At 68.4% G+C, this 24,100-nt stretch carries 23 protein-coding genes; 11 read left to right on the top strand and 12 right to left on the bottom strand.

Going from position 1 to position 24,100, the window contains the following annotated elements:
* Positions 1-44: 44 nt before the first annotated feature.
* Positions 45-2,621 carry an ABC transporter permease gene (locus MGN01_RS12800; RefSeq protein ID WP_147047002.1) on the bottom strand — a complete coding sequence of 859 codons (2,577 nt, stop codon included), beginning with the start codon at positions 2,619-2,621 and terminating at the stop codon, positions 45-47.
* A gap of 183 nt (positions 2,622-2,804) precedes the next feature.
* Entirely contained in the window at positions 2,805-3,488 is a 684-nt protein-coding gene (locus MGN01_RS12795) for an ABC transporter ATP-binding protein (protein ID WP_147047001.1), read from the bottom strand.
* A 183-nt stretch (positions 3,489-3,671) separates the two neighbouring features.
* Between MGN01_RS12795 and MGN01_RS12790 the strand changes: the two genes are divergently transcribed.
* Both MGN01_RS12790 and thpR read left to right on the top strand, forming a co-directional pair.
* The gene (locus MGN01_RS12790) at positions 3,672-4,298 is read left to right on the top strand and encodes an arylesterase (RefSeq protein WP_147047000.1); all 627 of its coding nucleotides are present in this window, start codon (positions 3,672-3,674) and stop codon (positions 4,296-4,298) included.
* Entirely contained in the window at positions 4,299-4,850 is a 552-nt protein-coding gene (gene thpR, locus MGN01_RS12785; RefSeq protein WP_147046999.1) for an RNA 2',3'-cyclic phosphodiesterase, read from the top strand.
* A 47-nt stretch (positions 4,851-4,897) separates the two neighbouring features.
* Here thpR and MGN01_RS12780 read toward each other — a convergent pair whose 3' ends face one another.
* Positions 4,898-5,269: a hypothetical protein gene (locus MGN01_RS12780; RefSeq protein WP_373319133.1), complete on the bottom strand. Its 372-nt coding sequence runs from the start codon at positions 5,267-5,269 to the stop codon at positions 4,898-4,900.
* A gap of 121 nt (positions 5,270-5,390) precedes the next feature.
* On the bottom strand, positions 5,391-6,899 hold the full coding sequence (hisS, locus tag MGN01_RS12775; protein ID WP_147046998.1) for a histidine--tRNA ligase: 1,509 nt from the start codon (positions 6,897-6,899) through the stop codon (positions 5,391-5,393).
* 325 nt (positions 6,900-7,224) lie between these two features.
* Between hisS and MGN01_RS12770 the strand changes: the two genes are divergently transcribed.
* The 5 genes from MGN01_RS12770 to MGN01_RS12750 all read left to right on the top strand — a co-directional run bounded on the left by MGN01_RS12770 (position 7,225) and on the right by MGN01_RS12750 (position 9,158).
* Positions 7,225-7,536: a hypothetical protein gene (locus MGN01_RS12770; protein ID WP_147046997.1), complete on the top strand. Its 312-nt coding sequence runs from the start codon at positions 7,225-7,227 to the stop codon at positions 7,534-7,536.
* Positions 7,533-7,955 carry a hypothetical protein gene (locus MGN01_RS12765; RefSeq protein ID WP_147046996.1) on the top strand — a complete coding sequence of 141 codons (423 nt, stop codon included), beginning with the start codon at positions 7,533-7,535 and terminating at the stop codon, positions 7,953-7,955. The genes MGN01_RS12770 and MGN01_RS12765 overlap by 4 nt, the downstream gene beginning before the upstream one ends.
* A gap of 88 nt (positions 7,956-8,043) precedes the next feature.
* Complete coding sequence (locus MGN01_RS12760; protein ID WP_147046995.1) at positions 8,044-8,307, top strand: hypothetical protein; 264 nt, start codon at positions 8,044-8,046, stop codon at positions 8,305-8,307.
* A gap of 126 nt (positions 8,308-8,433) precedes the next feature.
* Positions 8,434-8,727, top strand: coding sequence for a DUF2934 domain-containing protein (locus tag MGN01_RS12755; protein ID WP_147046994.1), 294 nt, complete (start codon positions 8,434-8,436; stop codon positions 8,725-8,727).
* Positions 8,728-8,957: 230 nt separating this feature from the next.
* Positions 8,958-9,158: a hypothetical protein gene (locus MGN01_RS12750; RefSeq protein ID WP_147046993.1), complete on the top strand. Its 201-nt coding sequence runs from the start codon at positions 8,958-8,960 to the stop codon at positions 9,156-9,158.
* 6 nt (positions 9,159-9,164) lie between these two features.
* Here MGN01_RS12750 and MGN01_RS12745 read toward each other — a convergent pair whose 3' ends face one another.
* From MGN01_RS12745 to MGN01_RS12730, 4 genes are all read right to left on the bottom strand, one after another.
* Complete coding sequence (locus tag MGN01_RS12745; RefSeq protein ID WP_147046992.1) at positions 9,165-9,464, bottom strand: hypothetical protein; 300 nt, start codon at positions 9,462-9,464, stop codon at positions 9,165-9,167.
* Positions 9,465-9,795: 331 nt separating this feature from the next.
* Positions 9,796-10,068 carry a hypothetical protein gene (locus MGN01_RS12740; RefSeq protein ID WP_147046991.1) on the bottom strand — a complete coding sequence of 91 codons (273 nt, stop codon included), beginning with the start codon at positions 10,066-10,068 and terminating at the stop codon, positions 9,796-9,798.
* Positions 10,069-10,175: 107 nt separating this feature from the next.
* Complete coding sequence (locus tag MGN01_RS12735; protein ID WP_147046990.1) at positions 10,176-10,607, bottom strand: hypothetical protein; 432 nt, start codon at positions 10,605-10,607, stop codon at positions 10,176-10,178.
* Positions 10,608-10,677: 70 nt separating this feature from the next.
* On the bottom strand, positions 10,678-11,181 hold the full coding sequence (locus MGN01_RS12730; RefSeq protein WP_147046989.1) for a peptide deformylase: 504 nt from the start codon (positions 11,179-11,181) through the stop codon (positions 10,678-10,680).
* Between the two features lie 233 nt (positions 11,182-11,414).
* Here MGN01_RS12730 and MGN01_RS12725 point away from each other — a divergent pair, with 233 nt between their 5' ends.
* Entirely contained in the window at positions 11,415-11,645 is a 231-nt protein-coding gene (locus tag MGN01_RS12725; protein ID WP_174804588.1) for a hypothetical protein, read from the top strand.
* A gap of 176 nt (positions 11,646-11,821) precedes the next feature.
* On the opposite strand, the gene MGN01_RS12720 is transcribed toward MGN01_RS12725, so the two are convergent.
* Entirely contained in the window at positions 11,822-16,159 is a 4,338-nt protein-coding gene (locus MGN01_RS12720; RefSeq protein WP_147046987.1) for a translocation/assembly module TamB domain-containing protein, read from the bottom strand.
* Positions 16,159-18,090: an autotransporter assembly complex protein TamA gene (locus MGN01_RS12715; RefSeq protein WP_147046986.1), complete on the bottom strand. Its 1,932-nt coding sequence runs from the start codon at positions 18,088-18,090 to the stop codon at positions 16,159-16,161. Before MGN01_RS12715 ends, MGN01_RS12720 begins: the two co-directional genes overlap by 1 nt.
* 538 nt (positions 18,091-18,628) lie before the next feature.
* Between MGN01_RS12715 and MGN01_RS12710 the strand changes: the two genes are divergently transcribed.
* Positions 18,629-18,838, top strand: a complete 210-nt coding sequence (locus MGN01_RS12710; RefSeq protein ID WP_147046985.1) for a cold-shock protein — start codon at positions 18,629-18,631, stop codon at positions 18,836-18,838.
* Between the two features lie 219 nt (positions 18,839-19,057).
* The gene (locus MGN01_RS12705; protein ID WP_147046984.1) at positions 19,058-19,438 is read left to right on the top strand and encodes a DUF6481 family protein; all 381 of its coding nucleotides are present in this window, start codon (positions 19,058-19,060) and stop codon (positions 19,436-19,438) included.
* A gap of 313 nt (positions 19,439-19,751) precedes the next feature.
* On the opposite strand, the gene MGN01_RS12700 is transcribed toward MGN01_RS12705, so the two are convergent.
* Positions 19,752-20,894, bottom strand: coding sequence for an HPP family protein (locus tag MGN01_RS12700; protein WP_174804586.1), 1,143 nt, complete (start codon positions 20,892-20,894; stop codon positions 19,752-19,754).
* A gap of 534 nt (positions 20,895-21,428) precedes the next feature.
* Between MGN01_RS12700 and MGN01_RS12695 the strand changes: the two genes are divergently transcribed.
* Positions 21,429-21,806, top strand: a complete 378-nt coding sequence (locus MGN01_RS12695; RefSeq protein WP_170245968.1) for a hypothetical protein — start codon at positions 21,429-21,431, stop codon at positions 21,804-21,806.
* 105 nt (positions 21,807-21,911) lie between these two features.
* Here the strand turns inward: MGN01_RS12695 and MGN01_RS12690 are convergent, their stop codons facing one another.
* Positions 21,912-24,056, bottom strand: coding sequence for a TonB-dependent receptor (locus tag MGN01_RS12690; protein WP_373319135.1), 2,145 nt, complete (start codon positions 24,054-24,056; stop codon positions 21,912-21,914).
* Positions 24,057-24,100: the final 44 nt, after the last annotated feature.

Genomic DNA, 24,100 nt, shown 5'->3' with positions numbered 1-24,100 from the left:
AAGTTGTCGCTCTAATCTGAACCGTCCAAGGCTGGGCGAAGCGCTCAGAACTGCCGCAGATAAGGAGCCGGTTTCTGGCCGAGGATGCGCCAGGTACCTGCAAGTCCGATCAGGATCGCCAGCATCACCGCGCCTACCGCGGCGATCGAGGCTCCTTCGAGATCGAGGGCGAAGTCGAGCCGCATGACCTTTGTGACGATGGCCCAGGCAGCCCCCGTGCCGGCGAGCAGGCCGAACAAGGCGGCTGCGAGCCCCAGTGCACCGTATTCGAGGCCATAGGCCAGCATCAGCCGACGGCGCGTCGCGCCGAGGACCTTCAGCACCACGGCATCGTAGAGGCGGGCCCGATGTCCAGCCGCGATGGCCCCTGCAAGGACGAGCAGGCTCGTGAGCACGGCGACGGCGCTTGCGCCGCGGATCGCAAGGGTGAGCTTGCGGATGAGGCTGTCCACGGTCTGAAGCGCGTCCTTTACCCGGACGCTCGTGACTGACGGAAAAGCCTTGGCAACGTCGCGCAGGATCGCCGCTTCGGCGTCCGGATCGGCGCCGTTCGGCAGCGTCAGGGTCGCGAGGTCGGAATGCGGCGCCCCACGGAACGTGCCGGGCGAGAACACCATCACGAAGTTGATGCCGAGCGAGCGCCAGTCGACCTTACGGAAGTTCGTGATCGTCGTGGTGAGCGTCCGGCCGAGCACGTTGACGGTGACCGTGCTGCCGATGTGGAGGCCGAGCGCCTTCCCCATATCCGCTTCGAACGAGAGCTTGGGAGTCTGGCCTTCTTCCTCCGTCCACCACTGCCCCTCGACGATCCGCGTGCCCTCGGGGACGCGCTCTGCGGTGGTGACGCCACGGTCGCCGTCGAGCACCCAGGAGGCGTCCTCCGGCGGCTTGATCTTCTCGACTGGGACGCCGTCGAGGGCGGTGATGCGCCCGCGCAGCATCACCACGCGCTCGATTTTCGCACCGGGAGCCTTGTTGCCGAGGAACGTCGTGAAGGCGTCGGAATCACGCGAGGGGATGTCGAGGAAGAACAGATTCGGAGCCTTGCCCGGCAGGGAGCTCGTGAGCGCGCGGGTTATGTTCGCGTCGATCACGCTGAGGGTCACGAGCAGGGTCACGCCGAGGCCCAGCGACAGGGTGAAGGCCGGCGTCAGCGCGCCGGGGCGGTGAAGGTTCGCCAGCGCCATGCGGGGGCCGGCGGCGCGCGGATGCGGCAGGCGGCGGGCGGTGGCCATCAGCCCGTATGCGACGAGGCGCAGCAGGCCGAACGACAGGGCCGCGGCCGCCATGAAGATCAGGGCCACGCGCCGGTCGAAGGCCGTTGCCAGGGCGAGCCCGGCGAGTGCCAGGAGCGTCAGGGCGAGGATGGCCTTGTAGCGTAGCCGCGTCCGCTGAGCCGAGGGGTCGACCGTGTCGCGGAACAGGCCGGAAACCGGGATGTCGTGGGCGCGGCCGAGCGGCAGGATCGTGAAGGCGAGGGCCGTCAGCAGGCCGTAGGCAGCGGCGAGTGCGAGCTCGCCCGGCGCGAGCGTCGGCTCGAGCGGCAGCGGAAGCTGGTCGCCAAACGCCGCGTCGATCAGGAAGGGCAGGGCCGCGCCGATGCCGAGCCCGATCGCGATGCTGAAGGCGGCGATCAGCGCCACCTGCGTGAGGTAGAGCACCACCACCTGCGAGCCCGGCGCACCGACGCTCTTCAGCGTCGCGATCGAACCGCGCTTGCGCTCGACGAAGGCGCTCACGGCATTGGCGACGCCGACGCCGCCGACGATCAGGGCGGTCAGCCCGACCAGTGTCAGGAACTGCGTGAAACGCTCGATGCTCTTGGCGAAGCGTGGGTCGGCGTTGAGGCGCGAGCGCACCTCCCAGCCGGCATCGGGCAGAGCCTTGCCGATGGCGTGACTCGCGGCTTCCAGCTCCGCATCGGTCGCGCTCGGGAGCTGAAGCCGGTAGCTCCAGCGGTTAAGGCTCCCCAGCTCGCCGAGCCCTGTGGCGCGCAGCGCCTCCATCGGAACGATCAGGCGCGGGCCGAAGCCGATGCCGGCTGAGATCGTATCGGGCTCGGTCACCAGCGACGCCCGGATCGTCAGCGGCTTGCCGGCCACGGTGATGCGGTCGCCGACCTTGAGGCCGAGGCGGACCAGCAGTGCAGGATCGGCGACCGCTCCGAAGGCGCCGTCCCCGGCAGCGAGCAGGTCCGCAACCGGCGCTTGCGGATCGGTGGCGAGGTTGCCGACTGCCGGATAGCTCTCGTCGACCGCCTTCAACTCGACGAGCGCGGCGCTGCCATCGCCGCCGACCGCCATGGCCCGCATCGTCGCGACGGTGGAGACGCGGCCCTGCTGGCGGAGGATCGCGGTCTCGGCCGGCGTCGCCTCCCGGTTGATCAGGCTGTAGACGAGATCGCCGCCGAGGATGCGCCGGCCCTCGCGACCGAGCCCGTCGCTGAGCGAACGCGAAATCGAGGTCACCCCGGCGATCGCCGCCACGCCGACGGCGATGCAGGCAATGAACACGACGAACCCCGACAGGCCGCCGCGCAACTCCCGCAGGGCAAGTCGGAGGGTGAGCGGCAGGCCGATCGGGCGACGGCTCGGCTGCGAGGGGGGAAGCGTGCCGTGCAAGGGTCTAACGCTCCACTCTGCCGCGCGGCGTGATCTCGCCCATCCCCCGCATTCCCACCTGCTGCGAAGCAGCGTCGACAAAGGGCTCCAGGGATCGCTGAGCTGGCTGAAGCCTGCCTTCGCAGGCGCCGCCCCGCGCCGCCACCTCAGGACGAGATGGTATGGTGGGAGGAAGGCTCGTGCTCACGCCGCCACCGGCTCCTCGATCCGGCCGGCACGCAGCCGTACGGTGCGGTCGCAGAGGCGCGCGAGGCCGGGATCGTGCGTGACCAGAACCAGGGTCGCGCCGCGCTCGCGCTTCAGCTTGAACAACAGGTCGACGATGCCGCGCCCCGTGGTCTCGTCGAGATTGCCGGTGGGCTCGTCCGCGACGAGGATCGCCGGGTTCGGCGCCAGCGCGCGGGCTACGGCGACGCGCTGCTGCTCGCCGCCGGAGAGCTGGGCCGGATAATGATGGAGCCGATGCCCGAGCCCGACGGCTTCGAGTTCCGCCGCGGCGCGGGCCTGCGCATTCGATGCGTCGGCGAGTTCGAGGGGCAGGGCCACGTTCTCGAGCGCCGTCATGGTCGGCACGAGGTGGAAAGCCTGGAAGACGATGCCGATGTTGCGGCCGCGAAAGCGCGCGAGGCCATCCTCGTCGAGCCCGCCGAGATCGGTGCCGGCGACCATGATCCGCCCTGATTCCGGCCGCTCCAACCCGGCCATCACCATCAGCAGCGTCGACTTGCCCGAGCCGGACGGACCGACGAGGCCGACGGCCTCGCCCTTCTCGACGTCGAGGGAGATGCCGCGCAGCACGTGCACCCGAGAGGGGCCGCGCCCGAGGCTGAGATCGATCCCGGCGAGGGAGACGGCCTTGTCGCTCATGGCCAAGAGACCGATCTGTGCTCGGATGGAAAAAGCATCATCGGCGAAAGGGCGTGTCCAGTGCGGGTTGAAGCGGGAATCGTCGCGCGCCTTGTGTCACGCATCGGACTCGCGGGCGAGGCGTTCGCGCGCCGTCGAGCCCGATATCTGGGGTGGCGGCCGGCCTTACGCACGGCCACGCTCATGCTCCTCTTTGCCGCAGCCACGCTCGCCGCGCCCATGAGCGAGCCCCGGGCCGCCCGGCCGCTCAAGCTCGTCGCTTTCGGGGACAGCCTCACCGCCGGCTACATGCTGCCGGCCGACGCCGCCTTTCCGGCGGTGCTGGAGAAGGCGCTCAAGGCCAAGGGCCACGACGTGGCCATCAGCAATGCCGGCGTCTCGGGGGATACTGCGACCGGCGGCCTCGACCGCCTCGACTGGTCGGTGCCGGACGGGACCGACGGCGTCATCGTCGAGCTCGGCGCCAACGACATGCTGCGCGGGACCGACCCTGCGGTCACGCGCAAGGCCCTCGACGCGATCGTCGCGCGGCTGCAGGCGCGCGGCATCCCCGTGCTGCTCGCCGGCATGCGCGCCTCGACCAATCTCGGGCCGGACTACGTCGCGCGGTTCGACGCGATCTATCCCGATCTCGCGAAGCAGTACGGGCTCGTGCTCTACCCGTTCTTCCTGACGGGCATCGCGGGCGACCCGGCCTTCAACCTCGCCGACAGGCTGCACCCCAATCCGCGGGGCGTGCAAAGGATCGTCGAAGGGATCCTGCCCTCCGTCGAAACCTTCCTGGAGCGGCTTCAGGCCGGCGGTCGTTGAATGCCGCGCCTGTTCACCGGACTGGAGATCCCGGCCGAGGTGGCCGAGCACCTCGGCTCCTATAGTGGCGGCCTGCCCGGTGCGCGCTGGGTCGATGACGGCGACCTGCACATCACGCTGCGCTTCCTCGGCGACGTCAGCATCGCGACGGCGAACGAGGTGCATGCCATGCTCGAGGAGGCCCGGCCGCGTGCGCCGATCGACATCGTGCTCGACGCACTCGCCACCTTCGGCGGTGACAAGCCGCGCGCCATCTACGCGGCCGTCGCAACGAATCCCGAGCTCGACGACCTGCATGCGGAGCACGAGCGCATCGCTCGCCATGCCGGCCTGGAGCCGGAAACCCGCAAATTCACGCCGCACGTGACGCTGGCCCGGCTCGGCCGCGGCATCGGCGCGGAATCCGTCGCGCATTACATGTCGCAAACGGGGATTTTTGCGCGGATCGGCTTCACCGCGACACGGGCGGCGCTGTTTTCCGCGCGGGCCTCGCGCGGTGGCGGGCCCTACGTGGTCGAGGCCACGTTCCCCTTCGTGCTGGGGGAGGAGTAAGCCTGCCACCCGACATTGCTTCGCTGCACTCGGGGTGACGGAAGCGCTCAGCGACAGTAGCGGAGTGGCCTGCCGAACGGGTCGTCGCGCCCGAGGCCGGGCGGATTGCCGTAATAGCTCGGCTTACCCAGGCCGTAAGCCGAGCCGACATAGCTCGGATCGTCGAGGGCATCGGTCGGCACTGGTACGCGCCAGGGCGTGCAGCCGGCAATGCGATGCCGAACGGGTGCCGGTACGAGGACCGACACGTCGGCCTCGCCATCACCGCGCGGGAAGTAACGGGGCCCCGGCGCAACCAACGGTCCGTCGATGAACTCGGGATAGTCGGCCGCGAAGACCGTCGCGCTGAAGCCCAGCGAGATGCCGAGGCACAGCAGCATCAGCGCCCGATACGCCGCCTCCCGCCGCTCCCGATCCATCGCCATCTCCGGTGACATGCGGGTGGACTGTCGGAGGGTATGGTAAACGACGGCTTAATCCGCCGCCGTCATTCCGGTCCTCGCCCTCGGCGCTCCGGAACGACGGGCGTTTTCGTGTCCGTCAGCCGTAATGCCGTGCCAATACCTCGCGCACGCGCTCGACCATCTCGGCGACCGGCACGGAGATCTGGGCGGGACGGGCCGCCTTCCACTCCGCGTTGCTGGTGATGTCCGCAGCGGCCCTGGCGCCCTCGATCAGATCCTTGATCTGGATCTCTCCGGCCTCGCGCTCATTCGAGCCCTGGATCAGGGCGATCGGTGAGCGACGGCGGTCGGCGTACTTCATCTGCGCCTTCATGCCCGAGGCGCCGAGATAGAGCTCCGCCCGGATGCCGGCATTGCGCAGGGCCGCGACATGCGCCTGGTACTCGGCGATGTTCTCGCGATCGAGCACGAGCACGACGACCGGTCCGGGCTTGGCGGTCCCCTCGATCAGCGGGCTGTTCGTGAGTTGCAGCGCCGAGAACAGCCGTGAGACGCCGATCGAGAAGCCGGTCGCCGGCACCGGCTCGGAGCGGAAGCGGCCGACGAGGCCGTCATAGCGTCCGCCGCCCGCGACCGAGCCGAAACGCACGGTCTGGCCGTCCTCGTTCTGGACGGGGAAGGTCAGCTCGGCCTCGTAGACCGGGCCGGTATAGTATTCGAGCCCGCGCACCACGCTCGGATCGGCGCGAACGCGGTCGTGCCCATAGCCGGCGGCCGTGCAGAGCCGCATGATCGCGTGCAATTCGGCGATACCCTCGCGGCCGGTCTCGGAATCACCGACGACGTCGTGCCAGGTGCCGAACAGCTTCTCCCAGAAAGCCATGCGGTCGCTGCCCTCGTGCGGCGCGGCCTCGAAGGAGACGTAGGCGAGGATCCGTTCGATCGCATCGGGTGCGAGACCGGCGCCCTTGGTGAAGTCGCCGCTCTCGTCCTTGCGGCCTGCGCCGAGCAGGAGGCGCACCCCATCGGCACCGAGGCGGTCGAGCTTGTCGATGGCGCGGAGCACGGTCAGGCGCTGCCCGGCCTTGTCGGCACCGGCCAGCCCACAGGCCTCCATGACGCCGTCGAGCACCTTCCGATTGTTCACCTTCACGACGTATTGGCCGGCGAGGCCGAGCTTATCGAGGGTGTCGGCCATCAACATGCAGACCTCGGCATCCGCCGCGACGCTTGCAGCGCCCACGATGTCGGCGTCGAACTGCATGAACTGGCGGAAGCGGCCCGGACCCGGCTTCTCGTTGCGGAAGACCCAGCCGTTCCGGTAGCTGCGATAGGGCTTCGGGATCGCGTCGAAATGCTCGGCCACGTGGCGGGCGAGCGGCGCGGTGAGGTCGTAGCGCAGGCTGAGCCACTGCTCGTCGTCGTCCTGGAACGAGAACACGCCCTCGTTCGGACGATCGAGGTCCGGCAGGAACTTTCCGAGCGCTTCGGTGTACTCGATGAACGGCGTCTCCAGCGCCTCGAACCCGTAGAGCTCGAAGGCCGACTTGATGGTCTCCAGCATCCTGCCTTGCGCGGCGAGGTCGCTCTCGCTGCGGTCGAGGAAGCCGCGGGGAAGCCGCGCCTTGGGTTTGTCGCCCGTCATGGGGGTGTCGATCGTTCTGGAGCCCGGGGAATGGCCCTGGCTCTATCGCAGGCTCCGGTGCGGCGGCAAGCGAAGGCCGTTCCGCCCCGTCATCGCCGCATGGCGACGATCATCAGGCCAGAATAGGCGAGGGCGGCCGCCATGAGCGACAGGGGCGCGAAACCGAGGAGCAGGATGTCCATGCGCCCGTTTGAACCGCGATGGTGGCCCGGGTCGATCAGGCGTTCGGTCGCTGCGTCATCGCATCCGGTGGTGTATGGTTAAGCCGCGCTTAACCAGGGCGGCCAATCCTGCCCGTTTCCAGACACCGCAGCGAGGGCGTCGCGTGCGAAGCCTCCTCTCCGCCATCCTTGCCGGCTCGACCCTCATGGCGTCGCCTGCCTTTGCCGAGGAGCCGCTGTTCCTGCGCATCCGTCCGAACGACGACGAGGCCGTCGCGGCGCGGGCAAGGGCCTTGCGGGAGGCCGTGTGGGCGCGTAGCGACCGTCGCGCACGCATCGCCATCGCTTCGGTCTGCACCGGATGCATGAAGCCGCTCGCGCCCGCCCGCTCGGACGGCGCCGGAGGCCCGGCACCCGATGTCCCCGCCACCGGAGCGATCCCCGACCCGTCTCCCGTCCCAGCAGGTGATCCATGAGCCAGGCCCATCCGACCACCGGCGCCGAACCCGACAAGGAATGCCCCGTCTCGCTGGAGCTTCTGGGTGAGGTCTACCGCGCCGACGACTACGACCTGCCGTACATCCTCGAGGAGATCCCGCCGCTGACGCGGGCGCGCCTCGCGGGCTATCTCTACAGCAAGAGCCACATGCACCAGCTCGGCCTCAAGGTGGCGCGCTCCTGCGAGCGCGACGACCTGATCCGCGCGGTGGGCGAGATCGGCTCGGTGATCCATGGACAGGCCTCGCTGAAGCCGGCCCCCGTCGTCGAAGACGCCAAGGCCGCGGCTCCGGCGCCGAAGAAGATCAGCCTTGGCGGCGCGCAGGCGAAGCCGCCGGCCAAGAAGATCAGCCTCGGCGGCTCGCAGGCCAAGGGCCGCAACTTCGACTTCGATTGAGACGGCCGCTGCGCGATTCGAGTGCGCAGACCGGAACGTTTCGAGCAAGCGGGGCTTTACGAAAGCCTCAACTCAGGAGCCCGTCGGCATGTTCGGACCATGGTGGAAGCTCAGCATGGACACCGCGATGCTCGCCCTCGAATCGCAGGCCGTGATCGGCCTGCGGCTGGCTAAGCTCGCCGCGGGCGGTGCGGGCGCACAGGTCGAGGCGCAGCGCATGATCAGCGAGAAGGTGTTCGCGGCCGGCGAGGCCGCGATGATGATGGCGACGGGCGGATCGACGCAGAGCATCGTCTCCGGCTACCGCCGCAAGGTGCGCGCGAACCAGCGCCGGCTGTCGCGTCCGCGCTAGGCCGCGTGGCCCGAAAGTGACGGGCGTCGGCTGTGCCGCCACGCGAATCCCGTGAGGCAGGCAGTTTAACCCTCTCTTAACCATGCCCTCCCATCGTCCAACTCGCACGGACCATAGGAGAGCGTCATGGACACCATCGAGCACCGCGTGCGTGAGCGCGCCTACTACATCTGGGAAGACGAAGGCCGCGTCACCGGCCGGGCCGAGGCCCACTGGATCCAGGCCGAGATCGAGATCGCCGCTGCCCGCGCCGAGACCGCTCCCGCCGCTGAGACCAGCGTCAAGAAGGCTCCCGCCCGCGCCAAGGCCCCGGCCAAGGCCGCTGCCGCCAAGCCGGCTCCGAAGGCCGCCGCCGCGAAGGCGCCTGCCAAAACCAAGAAGGCGCCCCGCGCCTCAAGCGCCAGCCTCGCCCTGCACTGACCGGCGCCGAACCCGTCTTTCGAGGCCCGCCGCACGGCTCCCGTGCGGCGGGCCTCGCGCGTTTGAGTTGTATTGCTCGCGCCCGTGCAGCCAATCGCTGTCTGCATGGCCGTGTTGCATAGCAGCATTTTTGGCTGTGTAGCGCCTGGGGATAGTCGGCAAACCTATGGCGCGAGCCGTCGGATGGTCTTAAAGGCCCGCGTCGAAACACGTCCGTGCGGGACCGGATCATGCAGACGACAGCCGAGCCGACTTTGATTGCGACGAACAAATCGCTCCAGCAACAGGTCGCGGAGGCGCTTCGCAACCAGGCTCTCCCGATCAGCAAGCTGCTGCGGCTGATGTGGGCGATCGAGGCTGAAACGAGCCCCCTCAGCGAGAGCCTGCGCGTTCAGCTCCGCGCCCGGATCGGCGCGCCCCTCGCGAGCTGACCGGCCTCAGCGCCGGCGATACCGGCGCTTGGCCTTCTGATGCGTGCGGTGTGGCGCGCGCTTCATGCAGCCGAAATAGAGCTGCTTGCCGATCTCGCGCAGGCCGAGATTCAGCGGGTCTGGCACCGAGAACACCTTCGCCTTCGCCTCGGCCCGGCAGGCGGCATCCTGGACGCTGGTGATCGGCGGCTCCTCCGCCCGCGCCGCGCCGGAGAGGCCCGCAACAGCCAGGAACAGCATCGCGCCGAGGCAGCGCGACCGAGCGGGGTGAAGAGACCCGCTCCTGCGGGCGGCATGACGCGGCATCAAACCGGCTCCCTCGCTCTCTCGTTCCGCGGATCTACGCCTGCCTGTCGTGCCCCATTCATGTGCAGGCCCGTTCTCATCGTCTGAACGATAGAGCCGCGACTCCGCAAGAGGGGCGAAAGACTGATCTCGGCCGCAAACTCCGGCGGCTGTGCGATCGATCCGGGGCATCCATCAAACGTCCATCTCGAGGCTGGCTCCCGAAGATCGCATGCAGGTCCATCGTGCAGGATCATGACTGGATCGAACACAATCGTTCCGCGGACAGAAATCAGTTGGCGACGGAGAGAACTGTCCATGCCGTGCTTGGGCGATCCCGAACCGGCGCCGATTACGGGCGAATCCAGAGGCAGGACGCCTCTTTCACGCTCCTGCACTCGTAGGGGACGTCGCCGATCATCGAGCGCTTCTCGACCTCGCCGACCCGATCGGCGGGGACCGCGCGGCATCCGCTGAATTCGGGCGGGATGTCTGATCCTTCGGGGTTCTGCACGGTCAGGCGCCGCAGGGTCACGAGGTTGTCGCAACCGACCACTGTCGCGGCTGGCTCGGCGAAGGCGGTGGTCGAGGTCAGCACCAGGCAGGCGATCAGGGGCAGCCGCAAGGCAGGGTCTCCGGGGGAGCGGTACGACCGCCTAACTAGGCCGCTTGCCGGTCTTGCCAAGCAGGGTCTTGCCCAGTCCAGTCTTGCCCAGCCTGGTCTTGCGAGCCTCAGCGCTTGCTTTTGCCCGGAGGCGGCGAGGCCGGCGTGCCCCGTCCCGGCGCCGAATTGGCTGCGGGCGGAACGACCGAGCCGGCCACGGTCCATTGGCAGATACTGGTGTTCTGCATGCCGAGACACTCGTAGGCACGACCGTTCAGGGCGACGTGATCGGTGATGCCCGTCACCGCCTTCCTGTCGAGGACGGAGCAGCCGAGGTCCGATTTCGGATCGGTGACGAGCTGGACGGCTGCGCTGGGGTCGTCCTTCGCGCCGCGTAGGACCATGCGCAGATTGGCGAGCGAGGCACAGGCGATGACGGGTGGGGTGGCTGCCGTCCCGGTCGTGGCAGGGAGGTCGCCCGGTCGGGCGGGCGCCTGTGCCGCGCTCGGCAGGGCCGAGGCGATGAAGAACAGAAAAGCGGTCGCGAGATCGGCGCGCATCGACCTGTCCGAGAGGTACCGTCCAGGCTTTAGCACGGCGCTCCCCCGAGGAGCGATATGACGCGTGCGCTCAGGCGTTCGTGCGCCGAAGCTTCGCGTAGCGTTTCAACGCGCGCTCGCGCCGCAACCGCGTCAGCCGCTCGATCCAGAAGATACCGTCGAGCTGGTCGATCTCGTGCTGAAGGCAGGCGGCCGCGAAATCCTCGGCCTCCTCCTCATGCTCGAGGCCGTCGAGGTCGCAATACCGCACCCGGATGCGCGTCGCTCGTTCGACCGGTTCGGTGATGCCGGGCATCGACACGCTGCCCTCGGTCTGCGGCGCCCGCTCGGCGGACGCCTCGATGATCTCGGGATTGACGTAGACCGTATGCGGCAGGTCGGGCTGCAGCCGGATCACGACGAGACGGGCCGGCACGCCGATATGCGGCGCGGTCAGGCCGAGCGCGGAGACACTGCGCAGGGTGTCGAGGACGTCGTCGGCCAGGGCGCGCAGCCCGTCGTCCCAGGCCGTCACCGCCGTTGCGACTGAGGCCAGCCGAGCATCAGGAAAGACGATCAGATCGCGTGCAGGCATGAGGTGGTCGAACCGGTCACTATTCGTATCAGATGGAAACGGTGATGCTTGCGATGGGGCAATCGATCGGGCGTCAGGGCCGATCTCAAGCCTCAGATATTGCTCGGAACGGAGGCGTTATACGCCTGATGACGTGCCGAGATTGTCTATTTTTGTTTTTCGGAACGAAGCCGCCTGCGATGTGTTGGCCCTGCAACCTACGGCATGAGAGAGGAGGTCTTATCGTGAAGACCATGAAAATCGTTCTAGCCGGCGCCGTTCTCGCGGCAACCATGGGTGCCAGCGTTCCGGCTTCCGCCCAGCGTATCACAATTGGTCCCGATGGACCCGGTGTGGACCTGCGCAGTCGCAGCCAGCGGGAGCGCGACCGGGAGTACGCACGCCGCGACCGCGAGGACAGCTACTACCGTCAGCAGCGTTTCCGCGATCGTGAGCGTGGCTACCGCCGCGACTACGACTACTGAGTTCGAGGGCAGCTCTGCTGCCGAGGGGGCCGGGAAACCGGCCCCTTTTTCGTGCCAGGCTTGCCGGAAACGCCATCGTCCCGATCGCGATCACTTGCCGCTCGATCTCCCGAACACTGCAATGCGGTCGAGCATCGATACATCGAGGCTTGGGGTGCGGACCTGAATCGTGGCCGCTACCACTCCCACTCGGCGCCGACACCCAGCGACGTGCGCCCATCGCTGCCGGCCTCGCCATTGACCTTGATCCGTCGGGTCAGATCGTAATTGACGGTGGCGGCCGTGTCGGCCGGCTTGGCGCCGGCCTTTACCCCGACGCTGAGATCCTTGGCGATGTAGCGCGAGGCACCGACGGCCGGGCCGCCGCTCGCACCCGTCGAGACATCGAGGCTGTCGAGCCCCAATCCCTTGCGGGCCGCCTCGAAGGCATCGGGTCCGCCCGCTGCGCCCGAGAGCTGGGCGGCGGCCTGCGCGAGTTGCAACGCCTGGAACGGTGACAGGCTGCCGGACGCTTTCTTGAACAGAATGCGCGAGAGCACCTCATCCTGCGGCAGGGCGGGATCGGACGACAGCGCGAAGGCGGGCTGGTTGGCGGGGCCGGTGACGGCGACACGAGCCGTGACGTCCGACGCTTTGGTCTCGGCGATGAAATCGAGTTCGGGGGCGGTGACATCGCCGGAAAAATTCAGGCGGCCGCGCGTGAAGTCGAGGCGCTGGCCGACAATACTGATCTTGCCACGCCGCATCTCGAAATCACCGTTGGCGCGCGGATCGCGGGACGAGCCGCTGACGCGCAACTCACCGCCAAGCTCGGCATCGATGCCGCGCCCGCGCACGAAGATCCGATTGGGCGCGCTGATCACGAGATCGAGGGCGGCATCGAAGGGCGCGGCGGGTTTGCCCTTGCGGCCGGCAGCGGCGATCTGCGCCTTGCGGTCGGCCCGCTTGGCGAGACGGGCGCGCACCTCCGGCGTCGTGTTGACGTGGCGGATGCCGGGCAGCGGCTGCACCGTCGCGGGCAGGCGATCGGGCACCGAAACGTCGATGGAGACGACGTCCACACGGCCGGAGACCTTGGGCGTACGGGCGAGGGGGCCGCTGAGCGCAAGGTTGAGGTTCGTCACCGCCGTCATCAGCGGGCTCGAGACCAGCTCGGCCTTGTCGGCGCTGATACGCATCGAACCGGGAAAACCGGAGGCTGGCTGCAGTGCGACGCGGCCATCGACCGAGAGGCGGCCGCCGTTGCGGGTCGCCGCGGTGAGGCGTTCGATCACGATGGTGTCGCCCTGGCCGGTGACGCGGCCCTGGATGTCGGTGAGGCGGATGCCGTTCAGCGGATCGGTGACGCTGCCGCCGGTCAGCGTGGCCGAGCCTTCGACGCGGGGCGCAGCGATGGTGCCGGTAACGCCGGCATCGAGGGCGACGCGACCGCCGACGCGCTGGCCGCCGGTGCTCAGGAGGGAATTCGCCATGGCCGCATCGAGGCTGCCGCGCGCCTTCAGCGCCAGCGCGCCGCCAGGCTCGATGGGAATGGAGCCGTTCACGGTGACCTCTGCGCCGCGCCCGGCCGAGACCCGGCCGTCGATGCTGGCCGCGCCTTCGCTCAGCGTGCCGCTCGCCCTGGCGTCGATCGGCGGCAGGCCGGCCTTGCGGGTCTCCGGCGCGACGAGGCGTGAGATGGCGAGCGCGTAATGGCCCTCTGGCCGCTCGGCCGAGCCGCGAATGTCGGCATCGCCCTCCACCGTGCCCGACAGCGCCAGGCTCGGCGAGGCGATGCGGGCCATGGCCAGCGGCAGCGCGCGGATGCCGACCTTGAGGTCGAGCGTCTTGCCGGCGCGGCCCTGAACGCTGACCCGGCCCGAACCGGCCGCGATGCTCAGTCCGTCGATCACGGCCGCACCGTCCTCGATCGTGACACTGGCGGGCCCGGCGAGCGCGACCTTGTCGCCGCCGCGGATGGCCGAGAAGCGCTGCAGCTCGATCCGCGTCGCGTCGCCAGGAACCAGCCGAGCGGCGCCGTCGAGGGCGAAGCCGCGCGCCTGGGCGGTGAGGGTGACGTCGCTCGCCGCCGGCGTGCCGGTGGCTGCGAGCCGCACGGTGTCGACGGTCTGGCCCGCAGCGACGAGCCGGTCGGCATTGAGGCGTCCGTCGAGGGAGGGATGGGCCCGCACATCGCGCGCCGTCAGGTCGGCGTCGAGCCGGGCAAGGCCGTAGCGATCGTAGCGCAGCGAGGCGCCGGTGGCGCGGATGGCGGCATCCTGGCGGCCGCCATCGCGGGAAAGCGTGATCGCCGCATCGAGACTGCCGCCCATCGGCGCGAGCGCCAGGGGCGAGAGATCGTCGAGATTGCCGGCGCGCAGCGCGACCCTGCCCTCGCTCAGCAGCGTGTCGATGTTCACCGCCGCCCGGCCGTCGACCGCGACCGAGCCGAGGGCGAAAGCGAGCTGGTCGAGCGAGAATTCTCTCGGCGAGGGCCGCGCAATCCGCGCCTCGCCCGTCAGCGGCTTCTCCGCGACGCTGCCGCCGAGGCGTACGGTGCCAGTGAGCGCGCCGGTCATGTCGGCAAGGGCCGCGTCGATGCGCATGTTACGGATCGGCTTCGCATTCGCCGAAGCCTCGGGCACGGCGATGCTCGCCGTCAGGGACGGCGAGAGGAGCGAGCCGGTGAGATGGGCGTCGAGACCTGCACGGCCCTTCAGCCGCTCGTCGAGGGCGGCGAGGTCTGTCAGGTCGACGCGGCCAGTGACGTCGGCCTGGGATTGCGTCGCCTGACCCTGCAAGGTTGCGGCGATCGTCGCACCGGTGAGCTTCAATCGGTCGAAGCCGTAGCCGTCGAAGGCCTGCGAGACCCGGCCCGTCAGCGTCGGCTCGCGGCCGAGCAGGTGGTCGGCTGCATCGATGCCGAGCACGAGGCCCTGGCCGCGCAGGTCGAGATCGGCCGCGACCGACTTGCGGGCCGGGTCTCCGCTCAGAGCCGCCTTGGCGTCGAGGCGTCCGGCCAGCGTGCGGCCGGCCAAACCGGAAAAGGCGCCGAGATCGGCGAGCGCCGCTTCCGCGTTTCCGGTCAGCGTATTCTGGCCGATGCGGCCGGCATAGGTCAGCCGGGCCGTATCGGCGTCGAGGGTCAGTGTCGAGACGTCGAGATTGCCGTCGGCCGTCGAGGCCGCGCGTAGCGTCAGCACGGCGCGCGAGCCGATGGCCCGGCGCAGGGCCGGATCAGCGAGGCGCAAGCCGTCAACCTTGGCATCCGCCGTCAGGGCGAAGCGGGTCGCCTTCGGGTCGGTGCCGATCGGCTCCGCGGCGATCCTTGCCTCGATCCGGTCGAGGGACGATTCCTTGGTGCGCAGCCCGGCGGCATTGAGTGCGCCCTTCACCACCGGGGAGGCGAGGGGGCCTTTCAGGCTGCCGTCGAAGACGAGGGTCTGCAACTCGGTCTCGGCCGCCTTGGTGACGCCGCCCTCGGTGGGCACGGCACGGGCCTGGATCGTCATATCGGCGACGCGGTCGGCGGTGATGCCGCCGGTGGCGGCCAGCCGGGCCGTGCGCGAGGTCAACTCCAGCCTGTCGATGCGAAAGGCGCCGCTATCGGCAAAGCCGAGGCTGCCTTCGAGCTTCGTGGTGCCCGAGAAGACTGCCGCCGCCGGGCCCGGCACGAGCCCCTCGATCCGCGAGGCGAGGTCGAGGCTCATCCGCCTCTCCTTGCCGATGCGCGAGATGCGGGCGGTGCCCTTGGCGCCGATCTCCGGGCCGGCATCGAAATCGAGCCGCGCGTTCCAGGCATCTAGGGTGCCGCGGCCTTCGAGGTTCAGGTTGATCGGCGGCTCGCCGGGCAGGCCGCCGGCCTTCGAGAGCAGGCCGTGCGCCTCCTCGACGAGGCTGGTCTTCAGTTCCAGCGTCTCGCCCTTCGGCACGAAGAGCAGCCTTGCGATGAAGCGGCCGGTGGCATCGAGACGGCGCGCATCGACGTTGAGGTCGAGACCCTCGGACGGGTTGCCGAGCTTGATCGTGCCGTCCGCGGCCAGGCGCGCCGGCTGACCTGCGATCGGCTCGCCGAGCACGAGCTCCTGCAGCTTGAAGCCCTTCACCTCCACCTTCACGGGCAGGTCCGGCAGCAGCTTGCCGTCCGGCGCCTCGGCCGGCACCGCGTTGGGATCAGGCAGAGGCTTCCTCAGGATCTCGAGGCGGCCGATCTCCAGGCTGTCGACCTGAAGGCGCCCGGACAGCAGGGCGAGGCGACTCCAGACGAGGCGGGCGCGGTCGAGCTTCAGCCAGACGCCGTCGCGATCGCTGATCGTGACGTCACGGATGGTAGAATCGGAGGAGAGCGCCCCGTCGACGCCGCCGATCGAGACCTTGGACGCGGGCGTCGACAGCGTCTTCGACAGCAGTCCGCCGAGCACCGTCTTCTCGCCGTCTGCAGCGCGGGACAGGCCGACCGGGAGCGCGACCGCAAGGAGCAGCAGGACGAGAAGCGCCGCGGTCGCGCGGCTTCGTGCCGTTCCGGCAATCACCATCAAAACGCTTGCCCTAGGCTGATGTACAGGGCGACCGGGCGCTCGTGGTACCCCTTGATCGTGTCGAGCGGGAACGCGACGTCGACACGGATCGGGCCGATGCCCGTGTAGTAGCGCAGGCCCAGGCCGACCGCCTTGCGGATACGCTCATCGAAATCGGGCAGCGTCGAGGCGAAGGCCGTCCCGGCGTCGAAGAACGGCACGATGCCGATCGTGTCGGTGACCTTGATCCGCGCCTCGATCGAGCCCTCCAGCAGGCTGCGGCCGCCGATCGGCAGGCCGAAGGGGCCCCGCGGGCCGAGCGTGCGGTAGGCGAAGCCGCGGACCGAACCGCCGCCGCCGCCGAAGAAGCGGAAATTGTCCGGAATCTCGGCGAGCGAGGCACCCGAGACCGAGCCGAAGCCGATGCGGCCGGCGATGACGTAATTCGCGTCCTCGTCGAGCGCGTAATAGGTCGAGCCCTGCGCCTTCGCGACGAAGATGCCCGGGTCGGAGCCGAGGAAGCTCGGATAGGGCGTTGCCGAGGCCGACAGGCGCACGCCCTTGGTCGGGTCGAGCAGGCTGTCCGTCGAATCGTAGTTCACCGAGACCGGCACGCCGATCAGGCGGTAATCGACGGTGCCGAGCGCGTCTTTCGAGCGCCCGACCTGGCCGTCGAGGCCGATCTGGGCCGAGAAGCTGTCGGAGAAGCGGTGCCGCAGCCCGACGGAGGCGCCGGCGGCGTCGACGAGGTAGCTCTGCTGCACCTCGCGGGTGACGAAGACGTTGGCGAGCAGGTCGTTGCGAGTGCCCTCCAGCGCCGGCTTCACGAAGGTCGCCGAAAGCCGCCCGCCGAGGCCGGTCGTGTCGATGCCCGCGAATTTGCGCTGCTGCGCGAACGGGTCGTAGCCGAGACCCAGATAGTAGAGGTCGGCATCGATCCGCAGGGTCTCGCCGCCGCCGAACAGGTTGCGATTGGCGTAGTAGGCGCGCACGCCGGGGCCATCGACCGTGGAGTAGCGGGCGGAGACGCCGAGCAGGTTGCGCTCGCGCTCGCCGATCTCGACGAAGACCGGGAGGTTGCCGTTGGCGTCGAGAGCGTCACCCTCGCGCACCCGGATCGAGCCGACGCCCTCGACCTTCGCGACCGTTCGGCGGATCTCGGAAATCGCCTTGGGCGAGTACGGGTCGCCGGGCTCCGAATAGATGAAGGAGCGCACGACCGCCGGGTCTATGCCTTCGCCGCCGCTGACCGCGACCTCGCCGATCCCCGCCCTCGGACCGGGATCGACGGTGAAGCCCACATCCATGACATGGGCGGCATCGTCCACCACCGGATCGCGCGAGACCACCTTGGCGAAGGGATGGCCCAGCGCCCTGAAGCGGTCGATGATCCGGGCCTCGCGGGCGAGGACCGTCGCCGAGCGGGCCGGCGCATCGTCGTCGGTGCGCGTGATCTTCTCCGGCAGGACGTCGCGCGGGAAGCTGCGCCCCGCGCGGTCGCGCACGGTGACCGAGCGGACCGTGTAGGCCGGCCCGAGATCGACGGCGATCTTCACGGGGACCAGGGCGCGGCTGCGCGAGCCCTCGGCCGCGCGGGCTGCCGCCGCAAGCGACGCCTCGCCGGTCACGATCACGTCGTCGACGCGGATCGCCACCGTGCCCTGATAGTAGCCGTATCCGGACAGGACCTCCGTGAGGCGGCGCTGATCGGCCTCGGCGCGACGCACCAGGCCCTCGCCGTCAGGCGGCGGCTCCTGGCGCAGGCGGTAGAGGGTCGAGGTGTCCTGGAGCGCCTGGACCACATCGTTGTCGTCGACGCCGGTGATCCGCACCGTATAGGGCAAGGCCGCGGCGCTCGGCGCAGGCGGCTCTTCCTCGGACCCGAACAAGCCGAAGAGATCGAAGGCGCACGCCGGCTGCGGCACGGCCAGGGCGGCTGTGCACGCCATCGCCAGCGCCCAGAGGGGCTGGCATGCGAGACGACGGATTGCCGAGATGGGGGCCCGCGGCGGGGTCAGGACAAACACCGGATCGCGCAGGTCATCCAGTCAGGTGCGACAGCGCACGGAAATTTTGACCGCGAAGGTCCAACGACCCGTCTACCATGTCATGACCCCTCGACGGGCCTGCCGCTCGGGGCGTCGCGCCGGCCTGCGAGAGGCTTCGGCGGGACGCTGTGCTGCGGCTTTCGTTGAGGCCAAGCCTAGCCGCATGGCGGGGCGCCGGGCAACCTCTGCAGGTTCCTGCCCCCGTTTTCCCCCGGACGGCGAGGTGCGTTCGACGTTCGACCAGGTTGCAGACTCTTGTCGCCCCACCGAGCCAGACCTACCTCAGAGGCCACTGCACGACCCGCCTGCCGCTCAGCCAATGCTTTGTTCGTGGAACGGGCACCAGCGGCCGGACGAAAACGTTCGATCACCGGATGCATCAGGCACGTCCGAGGCCCGACGCATTTGCGGAAAGGGTCGGCCAAACGGAGATGACGGAATGCAGACCGGTACCGTGAAATGGTTCGATGAGATCAAGGGTTACGGCTTCATCCAGCCCGACACGGGCGGGAAGGACGTGTTCGTTCACGTCTCCGCGGTGCAGGCGGCCGGGCTTCGTGGTCTCGCCGAGGGCCAGAAAGTGAGCTTCGAGGTCGAGAACGACAAGCGCAGCGGCAAGGCTGCCGCCGTCAACCTGCAGGCCGGCTGATCATCCAGCCGTCCGCGTCAAGCGTTTCCGAAGATTTCGCGCAACGTTGGTAGAAAATCTTCGCGGAAGGGTGCGTAGAGCGCGTGTCTTCCGTTGATTGTTGCGGCGCAAACGTGCATCGGCTGCGCCGTTGCCTTACCCGGAACTGATCCGGTCCCTCCCGCCGTGGAACTGCTCACAGCCCGGCGGGGCTTCAGTCTCCTACACGAGAAAGGTCAGATGGGCGCATTCGACTATCGTAATTTCGACGACCGCCGCCAGAATTCCTTGAATGCCAAGGCGGCCCTGCTGCAGAAGTTCAAGGCCCGGCCGTCCCTCGACGATCCTGAAATGGTCGCCAAGGCCAGAGCGCGAGCCGAGATTGCCAAGGCCCGTGAGGACCGGATCCGCGAGCGCGAGCGTGCTCGCATCGAGGCAGAACGCAAGGCTGCCGAGGAGAAGCGGCTCCGTGAGGAGGCCGAGCTCAAGGCCCAGATCGAGCGGGAGGAGGCAGAAGCCGCCGCGCTCGCCGCCCGTAAGGCCCAGGAAGCCGAAGAGCGCAAGGCCGCCCGCGATGCGCGCTACGCCGCGCGCAAGGCCCGTGTGAAGATCAAGCGCTGATCTCGGAACGCGCGCGCTACGGGTTGGCGCGCCCTCTCCTCGCAAGAGGATCGATCGAGCCGGGCTCCTAGCGGGTCCGGCTTTTTCGTTCGGTCGACCCCGCGATGCGCCCTTTCAGGGTCTCGGATCCGCGTTCGAAGAGATGGAAGCGATCAGCGTCGAGATCGAGAAGGCGAAGTGCGCCGCCCGGACCAGAGCTGCATCGTCTTGTTGGAGAAGGCAGCGCGCGAACGCCGCTTTGCTCAAAGCCTATCCCACACCGTCCATACGATTTTGCCGCTCCCTCGGCCGGTTCGGTCGAGACCCTGCGTGATCAGGCGGCCGCAGTCTGCGACTTGCCCTCGAATGCCCGCAAGGTGGATTGCCGGGCGAGCGTCGCGAGCAGGTCCGTCTGGGTGATGACGCCCAAGATCTTCCGATCGGCCGAGACGATGATGATCGCGTGGGTCCGACCATCCGTCAGCGACTGAACGAGACCGACTGCCGGATCATCCTTCGCCGCGGTCTTGGCCTCGACGACCACGTCGGCGACCCGCGCCGCGCTCTTGTTCGCGAGTTCGCGAAGCCCGACCGTCCCCAGGATGCGGCCGGCCCTGTCGACGACGGGCAGGGTCCTGATGTTGTGGTCGAGCAGGAGTGCTGTCGCCTCCTCGATAGTCCCATTCTCCGCAATCGTGATGACATCGCGAGACATCACGTCTTCGCAGAGAAGTTCGCGATGCGTGTGGACGAGCGCCTGGAGCTCGACCTGCCGAAGCAGGCGATCGAGGTCGCTGCGGTCGATGTCGAGGGTCTCGTTCATCGCCGTCAGCGCGGCATCGACATCCTCCGCCCGGAAGCCGACGCGCAGGTCGGGGGGAATGTCGGCCGTTCCGTGCGTGTTGACCGGCGGCTTGACCGCGACATGCGGATAGTTTCGGCCCGAAATCTTGTGAAAGCCGATCCCGAGCGCGACCAGGATCAACGAGTTGATGCAGACGGGAAACAGGGGAAACCAGAACCCGGCCGACGTCACCGCATGACCGCCAATCAGCGCCGTCAGTGCGGCTGCGCCGCCAGGCGGGTGAAGCGAGCGGGTGAGCGACATGGCTGCGATGGCAAGGGACACGCCGACACCGATCGCCATGATCGGATCCGGCACGAACCGGGCAGCGACCACGCCCATGAAGGCCGAGATCGTGTTCCCGCCGATGATCGACCACGGTTGAGCGAGAGGACTCGCTGGGACCGCGAACAGGAGCACGGCCGAAGCACCCATCGGTGCAACGATCAGTGGGATATGTGGCCCGTCGCCGAAGAACCAACCGCAGATCAATCCGGTCAGCGCAATGCCGATCAACGCGCCGAGACAGGCGACGAGGCGTTCCCGCAGCGTTGCGCCAGCAAGGATCGGCCTGAAGATTTGAAATCCGAAGATCTGACCAGGACCCGGTGTCGGATTCTTGGGGTTGGCCATGGGGCAGCTACCTCAACGCATGCTGAGAACGGGCGGACCCAAGCCATGCAAGCGAGACCATGGCTCCGTCACGAGACCGACCAGGCGTAGCAGCGATGGCAACGCCTCAACGAGCGGTCGGACCGCAGAGCGGGTCTGCACATCCAAAGGGCACCAAGGGCCAGAAATGTAGCATTATCCCTTCGAAGCTCGTGCCGCAACTCAGGCATATCGTATTTGGCATACCAGATGATTAAACAATAGGCACTGTAGCGCTTGCGTAAATTGCGGGCAACGTTCGGTCTTAGCCAGCTTGGCCATGGGCAAGATGCCGCGCGACAGGGACAGCCGGGCCTCTGAGCCACGAAGGCCTTCACCAACACAGCAATGCACAGCCATCGCCCTCTGCCAGCGGCAGAGTGATGCGCCGTGAAGTCCAGATACCGAAATGGGCCAGCCAACTCGTCCGGTTCGACGCTGTGGCACGCAAGTTGCCGAGGTTCTCGAGAGTGCGGCGGCGATCGGGCCCGGTCCCGGTCCAACGAGGACCCCTCCATGATACTGCGAGCTGTGTCGGCAGGAAAAAGCATCGGCGAGGCATCGAGCCGCTTCGCAGGAGCCCTCAACTCATGCGCCAACCACGCGATCCTGATCTCGTGCTGTTATCTCGTGGCGACCTTCACGTCCCAGGTGATGATCTTCCTCCAGGAAGGCCATTGGATCGGCGGGATGCGGCCGCTCTACGCGCGGATCGCGAAGGGGATTCCCGCCGGCCCATCGGGCGATGGAAAGCTCATGTCCTTCGTGCTCGATGACGTTAACGCGCTGTTCCTGATTGGCGCCGCGATGCTGCTGTTCAGTGGTTTGAAGCTCGCGGCCAGCCGTGGTCTCCCATCGTCGGCACATGCAGCCCTGAAGCCTTCGGTCGCATGATCGCGTCGGCCGCGATGTGATCGATCGGTCGGCGGCCCCGCGCCGCAGGCAAAGGTCCGCAGGTCAGGCTGGAACGGTGCGCCAACGGCCGTCGATCTTCGCTCTCTAGAAACGTGCGGTCATGAATAGCCGCACATTCCGCCCCTGCAGCAGGATCTCGTCCTTCTTGAAGGAAGCCGAGTTCCGGATGTCGTCGTCGAGCAAGTTGCGCCCCTGCAGGCCGAGGGTGATCTCGGTTGCGCCGTAGAGCGTCGGGTTGAGCGCCTTGGTGTAGCTGACCTCCGCGCGCAGGTCGTTCCAACCGGCGGTCGTGGTCTCGAAGGCCGCAATCTCGGTGTGGTCGAAGGCGTGCAGCAGGTTCACGCGGGCGAACCAGCCATCGGCGCGCACGAAGACGCCGCCGCCGAGGCGATGGGGTGGGATGCGCGGCACGTAGGTGCCGTCGTCGAACTGCGCGTGGACGAAGTCGTACTGCGCCTCGATGCCGGCCCAGCCATTGCCGATGGGAAGCAGATCAATCTGCGCGCCGATCTCGGCACCATAGAACGTCGCATTCTGCTGCCGGTAGACGATCTGGCGCAGTTCGCTGCCGCTGCCGCAGGAGGCGAAGTCGTCGTCGCAGAGAGCGCCGGTGTAGTTGCGATAGATGAAGCCGGTATAGCGCGTGTAGTAGCCGGTGGCGTCGAGGCGGAACGGCCCCTCGGCGCGGCGGAGGCTGATCTCGGCGGTGCGGGCGCGCTCGAGCTTCAGGCTGGGATTGCCGATCTCGAAGGTCGCGGTAGCGTCGTGCGGGCCCTGCGAGAACAGTTCGTAGGCGGTCGGCGCGCGCTCGACATAGGAGCCGTTCAGGCTGGCGACGAAGCCGTAGGGCAGGTCCTGCAGCGCGCCAAGACTCGCGCTCTTCGGGGCGAAGCGCCGGGTCAGGCGGAACTGCTCGGGGTCCTCGCCGGGCACCGGCGGGTAGTCTGATGGAAACTGCGTCGCGGTGCTGGCGACCCGGTCGCCCTCGATGCGGCCGGCGGCCTGAAAGCGCAGGCCGTTGCCAACATTGAGTTCCTCGAACAGGTAGGCGGCGTTGCTGCGCGCATCCGTCGCCGGCAGGAAGGATTCGAGCGCCGAGTTGAGCACCCGGCGTCCACTCTGCAGGCCGAGCGCGCCAGTGAGCGTGCCGAAGGGCAGCGTCACCGGCACGTGCTGCAGCTCGACCCGGCCCTCGACCTCGCGGTTCTTGAAGACCGCCTGGATGCCGTCGATTCCGTTCTCGCCGATCCCGTTCTCGTCGTGCCGGTAGACCGAGCCGCCGGCCCAGTATCGGATCACCTCGAAGGGGCCTTCGGTCGGCCGGTACTCGCCGCGTGAGAGCACCTTGTCCTGGCGCGGGTCGAGGCGCGTGCGGGCCTGCTCGGCCTCGCCGCCGGGGATCTGGTAGAGCGCGTCGTAGTGGCTGAAGGCAATGCCGACGAAGCCGCGATCGCCGATCGCCGAGATGCCGACCGAGCTGCCCTGCGACTGCGTCGCCGAGTTGCGCTGGATGCCGCCGGGAATGGCGTAGCTGTCGGTGGCGCTGGCGAAGCCGTCGGCATGGACCGCGATGCCGTCACCGCCCGCATCGACCGTCGCGGCGCCGAGCCGGCCGCCGTCGACGCTGGAGAAGCCGCTGGTGACCTGGCCGGAATAGCCCTTGGCCGGGATGAAGGTCGGCACCCGGTTGTTCTCGGCGGAGACCACGCCGCCGATCGAGCCCGAGCCGTAACGCAGCGTCGCTGGGCCGCGGATCACCTCGATGCGCTGATCCACGAGCGGGTTCATCGGCACGCCGTGATCCTCGCCGAGATCCGACACGTCGCCGGTGATGACGCCGTTCTCCTGGATGCGCACGCGCGCATTGTCGAGGCCGCGGAGGATCGGGCGTGAGGCAGCGCCCGGTGCGTAGCTCGACGAGGACAGGCCAGGCCGGTCGGCGAGCGCATCGCCAAGGGTGGTTGGCTGGTTGCGGGCGATCTGGTCCTGCGTGACCACCGTAACGGGAGAGAATGTGTCCGTGACGACCGGCAGGATGCCGGTGCCGGCACTGGTGACCGGAGCCGTCCTGGCCTGGACCGGGCTCACCGAGGTTACGCTGATCTCGTCCAACACCTCCGCTTGCGGCGCCGCGAGGGCTCCATGCGGAAGCAGGGCCATCGCCGTTCCGTACAGCAGGGCCGTCCGGCGCAGGGCACCACGCCGCGAGGGCCGAAAAGCAGCATCCATCACGCCTCACCGATAAAACGTTACAACGTTTCATCGTACGAATG

Source organism: Methylobacterium gnaphalii (genome assembly GCF_007992215.1).
GTDB lineage: Bacteria > Pseudomonadota > Alphaproteobacteria > Rhizobiales > Beijerinckiaceae > Methylobacterium > Methylobacterium gnaphalii.
The sequence above is the reverse complement of the archived record's forward strand: the minus strand, read 5'-3'. Positions and strand labels throughout refer to the sequence as shown.

Coding starts and splice junctions, on each gene's coding strand:
- MGN01_RS12795 (WP_147047001.1), bottom strand. CDS start 3,488: ATGAGCGACAAGGCCGTCTCCCTCGCCGGGATCGATCTCAGCCTCGGG.
- MGN01_RS12790 (WP_147047000.1), top strand. CDS start 3,672: ATGCTCCTCTTTGCCGCAGCCACGCTCGCCGCGCCCATGAGCGAGCCC.
- thpR (WP_147046999.1), top strand. CDS start 4,299: ATGCCGCGCCTGTTCACCGGACTGGAGATCCCGGCCGAGGTGGCCGAG.
- MGN01_RS12780 (WP_373319133.1), bottom strand. CDS start 5,269: ATGGATCGGGAGCGGCGGGAGGCGGCGTATCGGGCGCTGATGCTGCTG.
- hisS (WP_147046998.1), bottom strand. CDS start 6,899: ATGACGGGCGACAAACCCAAGGCGCGGCTTCCCCGCGGCTTCCTCGAC.
- MGN01_RS12765 (WP_147046996.1), top strand. CDS start 7,533: ATGAGCCAGGCCCATCCGACCACCGGCGCCGAACCCGACAAGGAATGC.
- MGN01_RS12760 (WP_147046995.1), top strand. CDS start 8,044: ATGTTCGGACCATGGTGGAAGCTCAGCATGGACACCGCGATGCTCGCC.
- MGN01_RS12755 (WP_147046994.1), top strand. CDS start 8,434: ATGGACACCATCGAGCACCGCGTGCGTGAGCGCGCCTACTACATCTGG.
- MGN01_RS12750 (WP_147046993.1), top strand. CDS start 8,958: ATGCAGACGACAGCCGAGCCGACTTTGATTGCGACGAACAAATCGCTC.
- MGN01_RS12745 (WP_147046992.1), bottom strand. CDS start 9,464: ATGCCGCGTCATGCCGCCCGCAGGAGCGGGTCTCTTCACCCCGCTCGG.
- MGN01_RS12735 (WP_147046990.1), bottom strand. CDS start 10,607: ATGCGCGCCGATCTCGCGACCGCTTTTCTGTTCTTCATCGCCTCGGCC.
- MGN01_RS12730 (WP_147046989.1), bottom strand. CDS start 11,181: ATGCCTGCACGCGATCTGATCGTCTTTCCTGATGCTCGGCTGGCCTCA.
- MGN01_RS12725 (WP_174804588.1), top strand. CDS start 11,415: ATGAAAATCGTTCTAGCCGGCGCCGTTCTCGCGGCAACCATGGGTGCC.
- MGN01_RS12720 (WP_147046987.1), bottom strand. CDS start 16,159: ATGGTGATTGCCGGAACGGCACGAAGCCGCGCGACCGCGGCGCTTCTC.
- MGN01_RS12715 (WP_147046986.1), bottom strand. CDS start 18,090: ATGGCGTGCACAGCCGCCCTGGCCGTGCCGCAGCCGGCGTGCGCCTTC.
- MGN01_RS12710 (WP_147046985.1), top strand. CDS start 18,629: ATGCAGACCGGTACCGTGAAATGGTTCGATGAGATCAAGGGTTACGGC.
- MGN01_RS12705 (WP_147046984.1), top strand. CDS start 19,058: ATGGGCGCATTCGACTATCGTAATTTCGACGACCGCCGCCAGAATTCC.
- MGN01_RS12700 (WP_174804586.1), bottom strand. CDS start 20,894: ATGGCCAACCCCAAGAATCCGACACCGGGTCCTGGTCAGATCTTCGGA.
- MGN01_RS12695 (WP_170245968.1), top strand. CDS start 21,429: ATGATACTGCGAGCTGTGTCGGCAGGAAAAAGCATCGGCGAGGCATCG.
- MGN01_RS12690 (WP_373319135.1), bottom strand. CDS start 24,056: ATGGATGCTGCTTTTCGGCCCTCGCGGCGTGGTGCCCTGCGCCGGACG.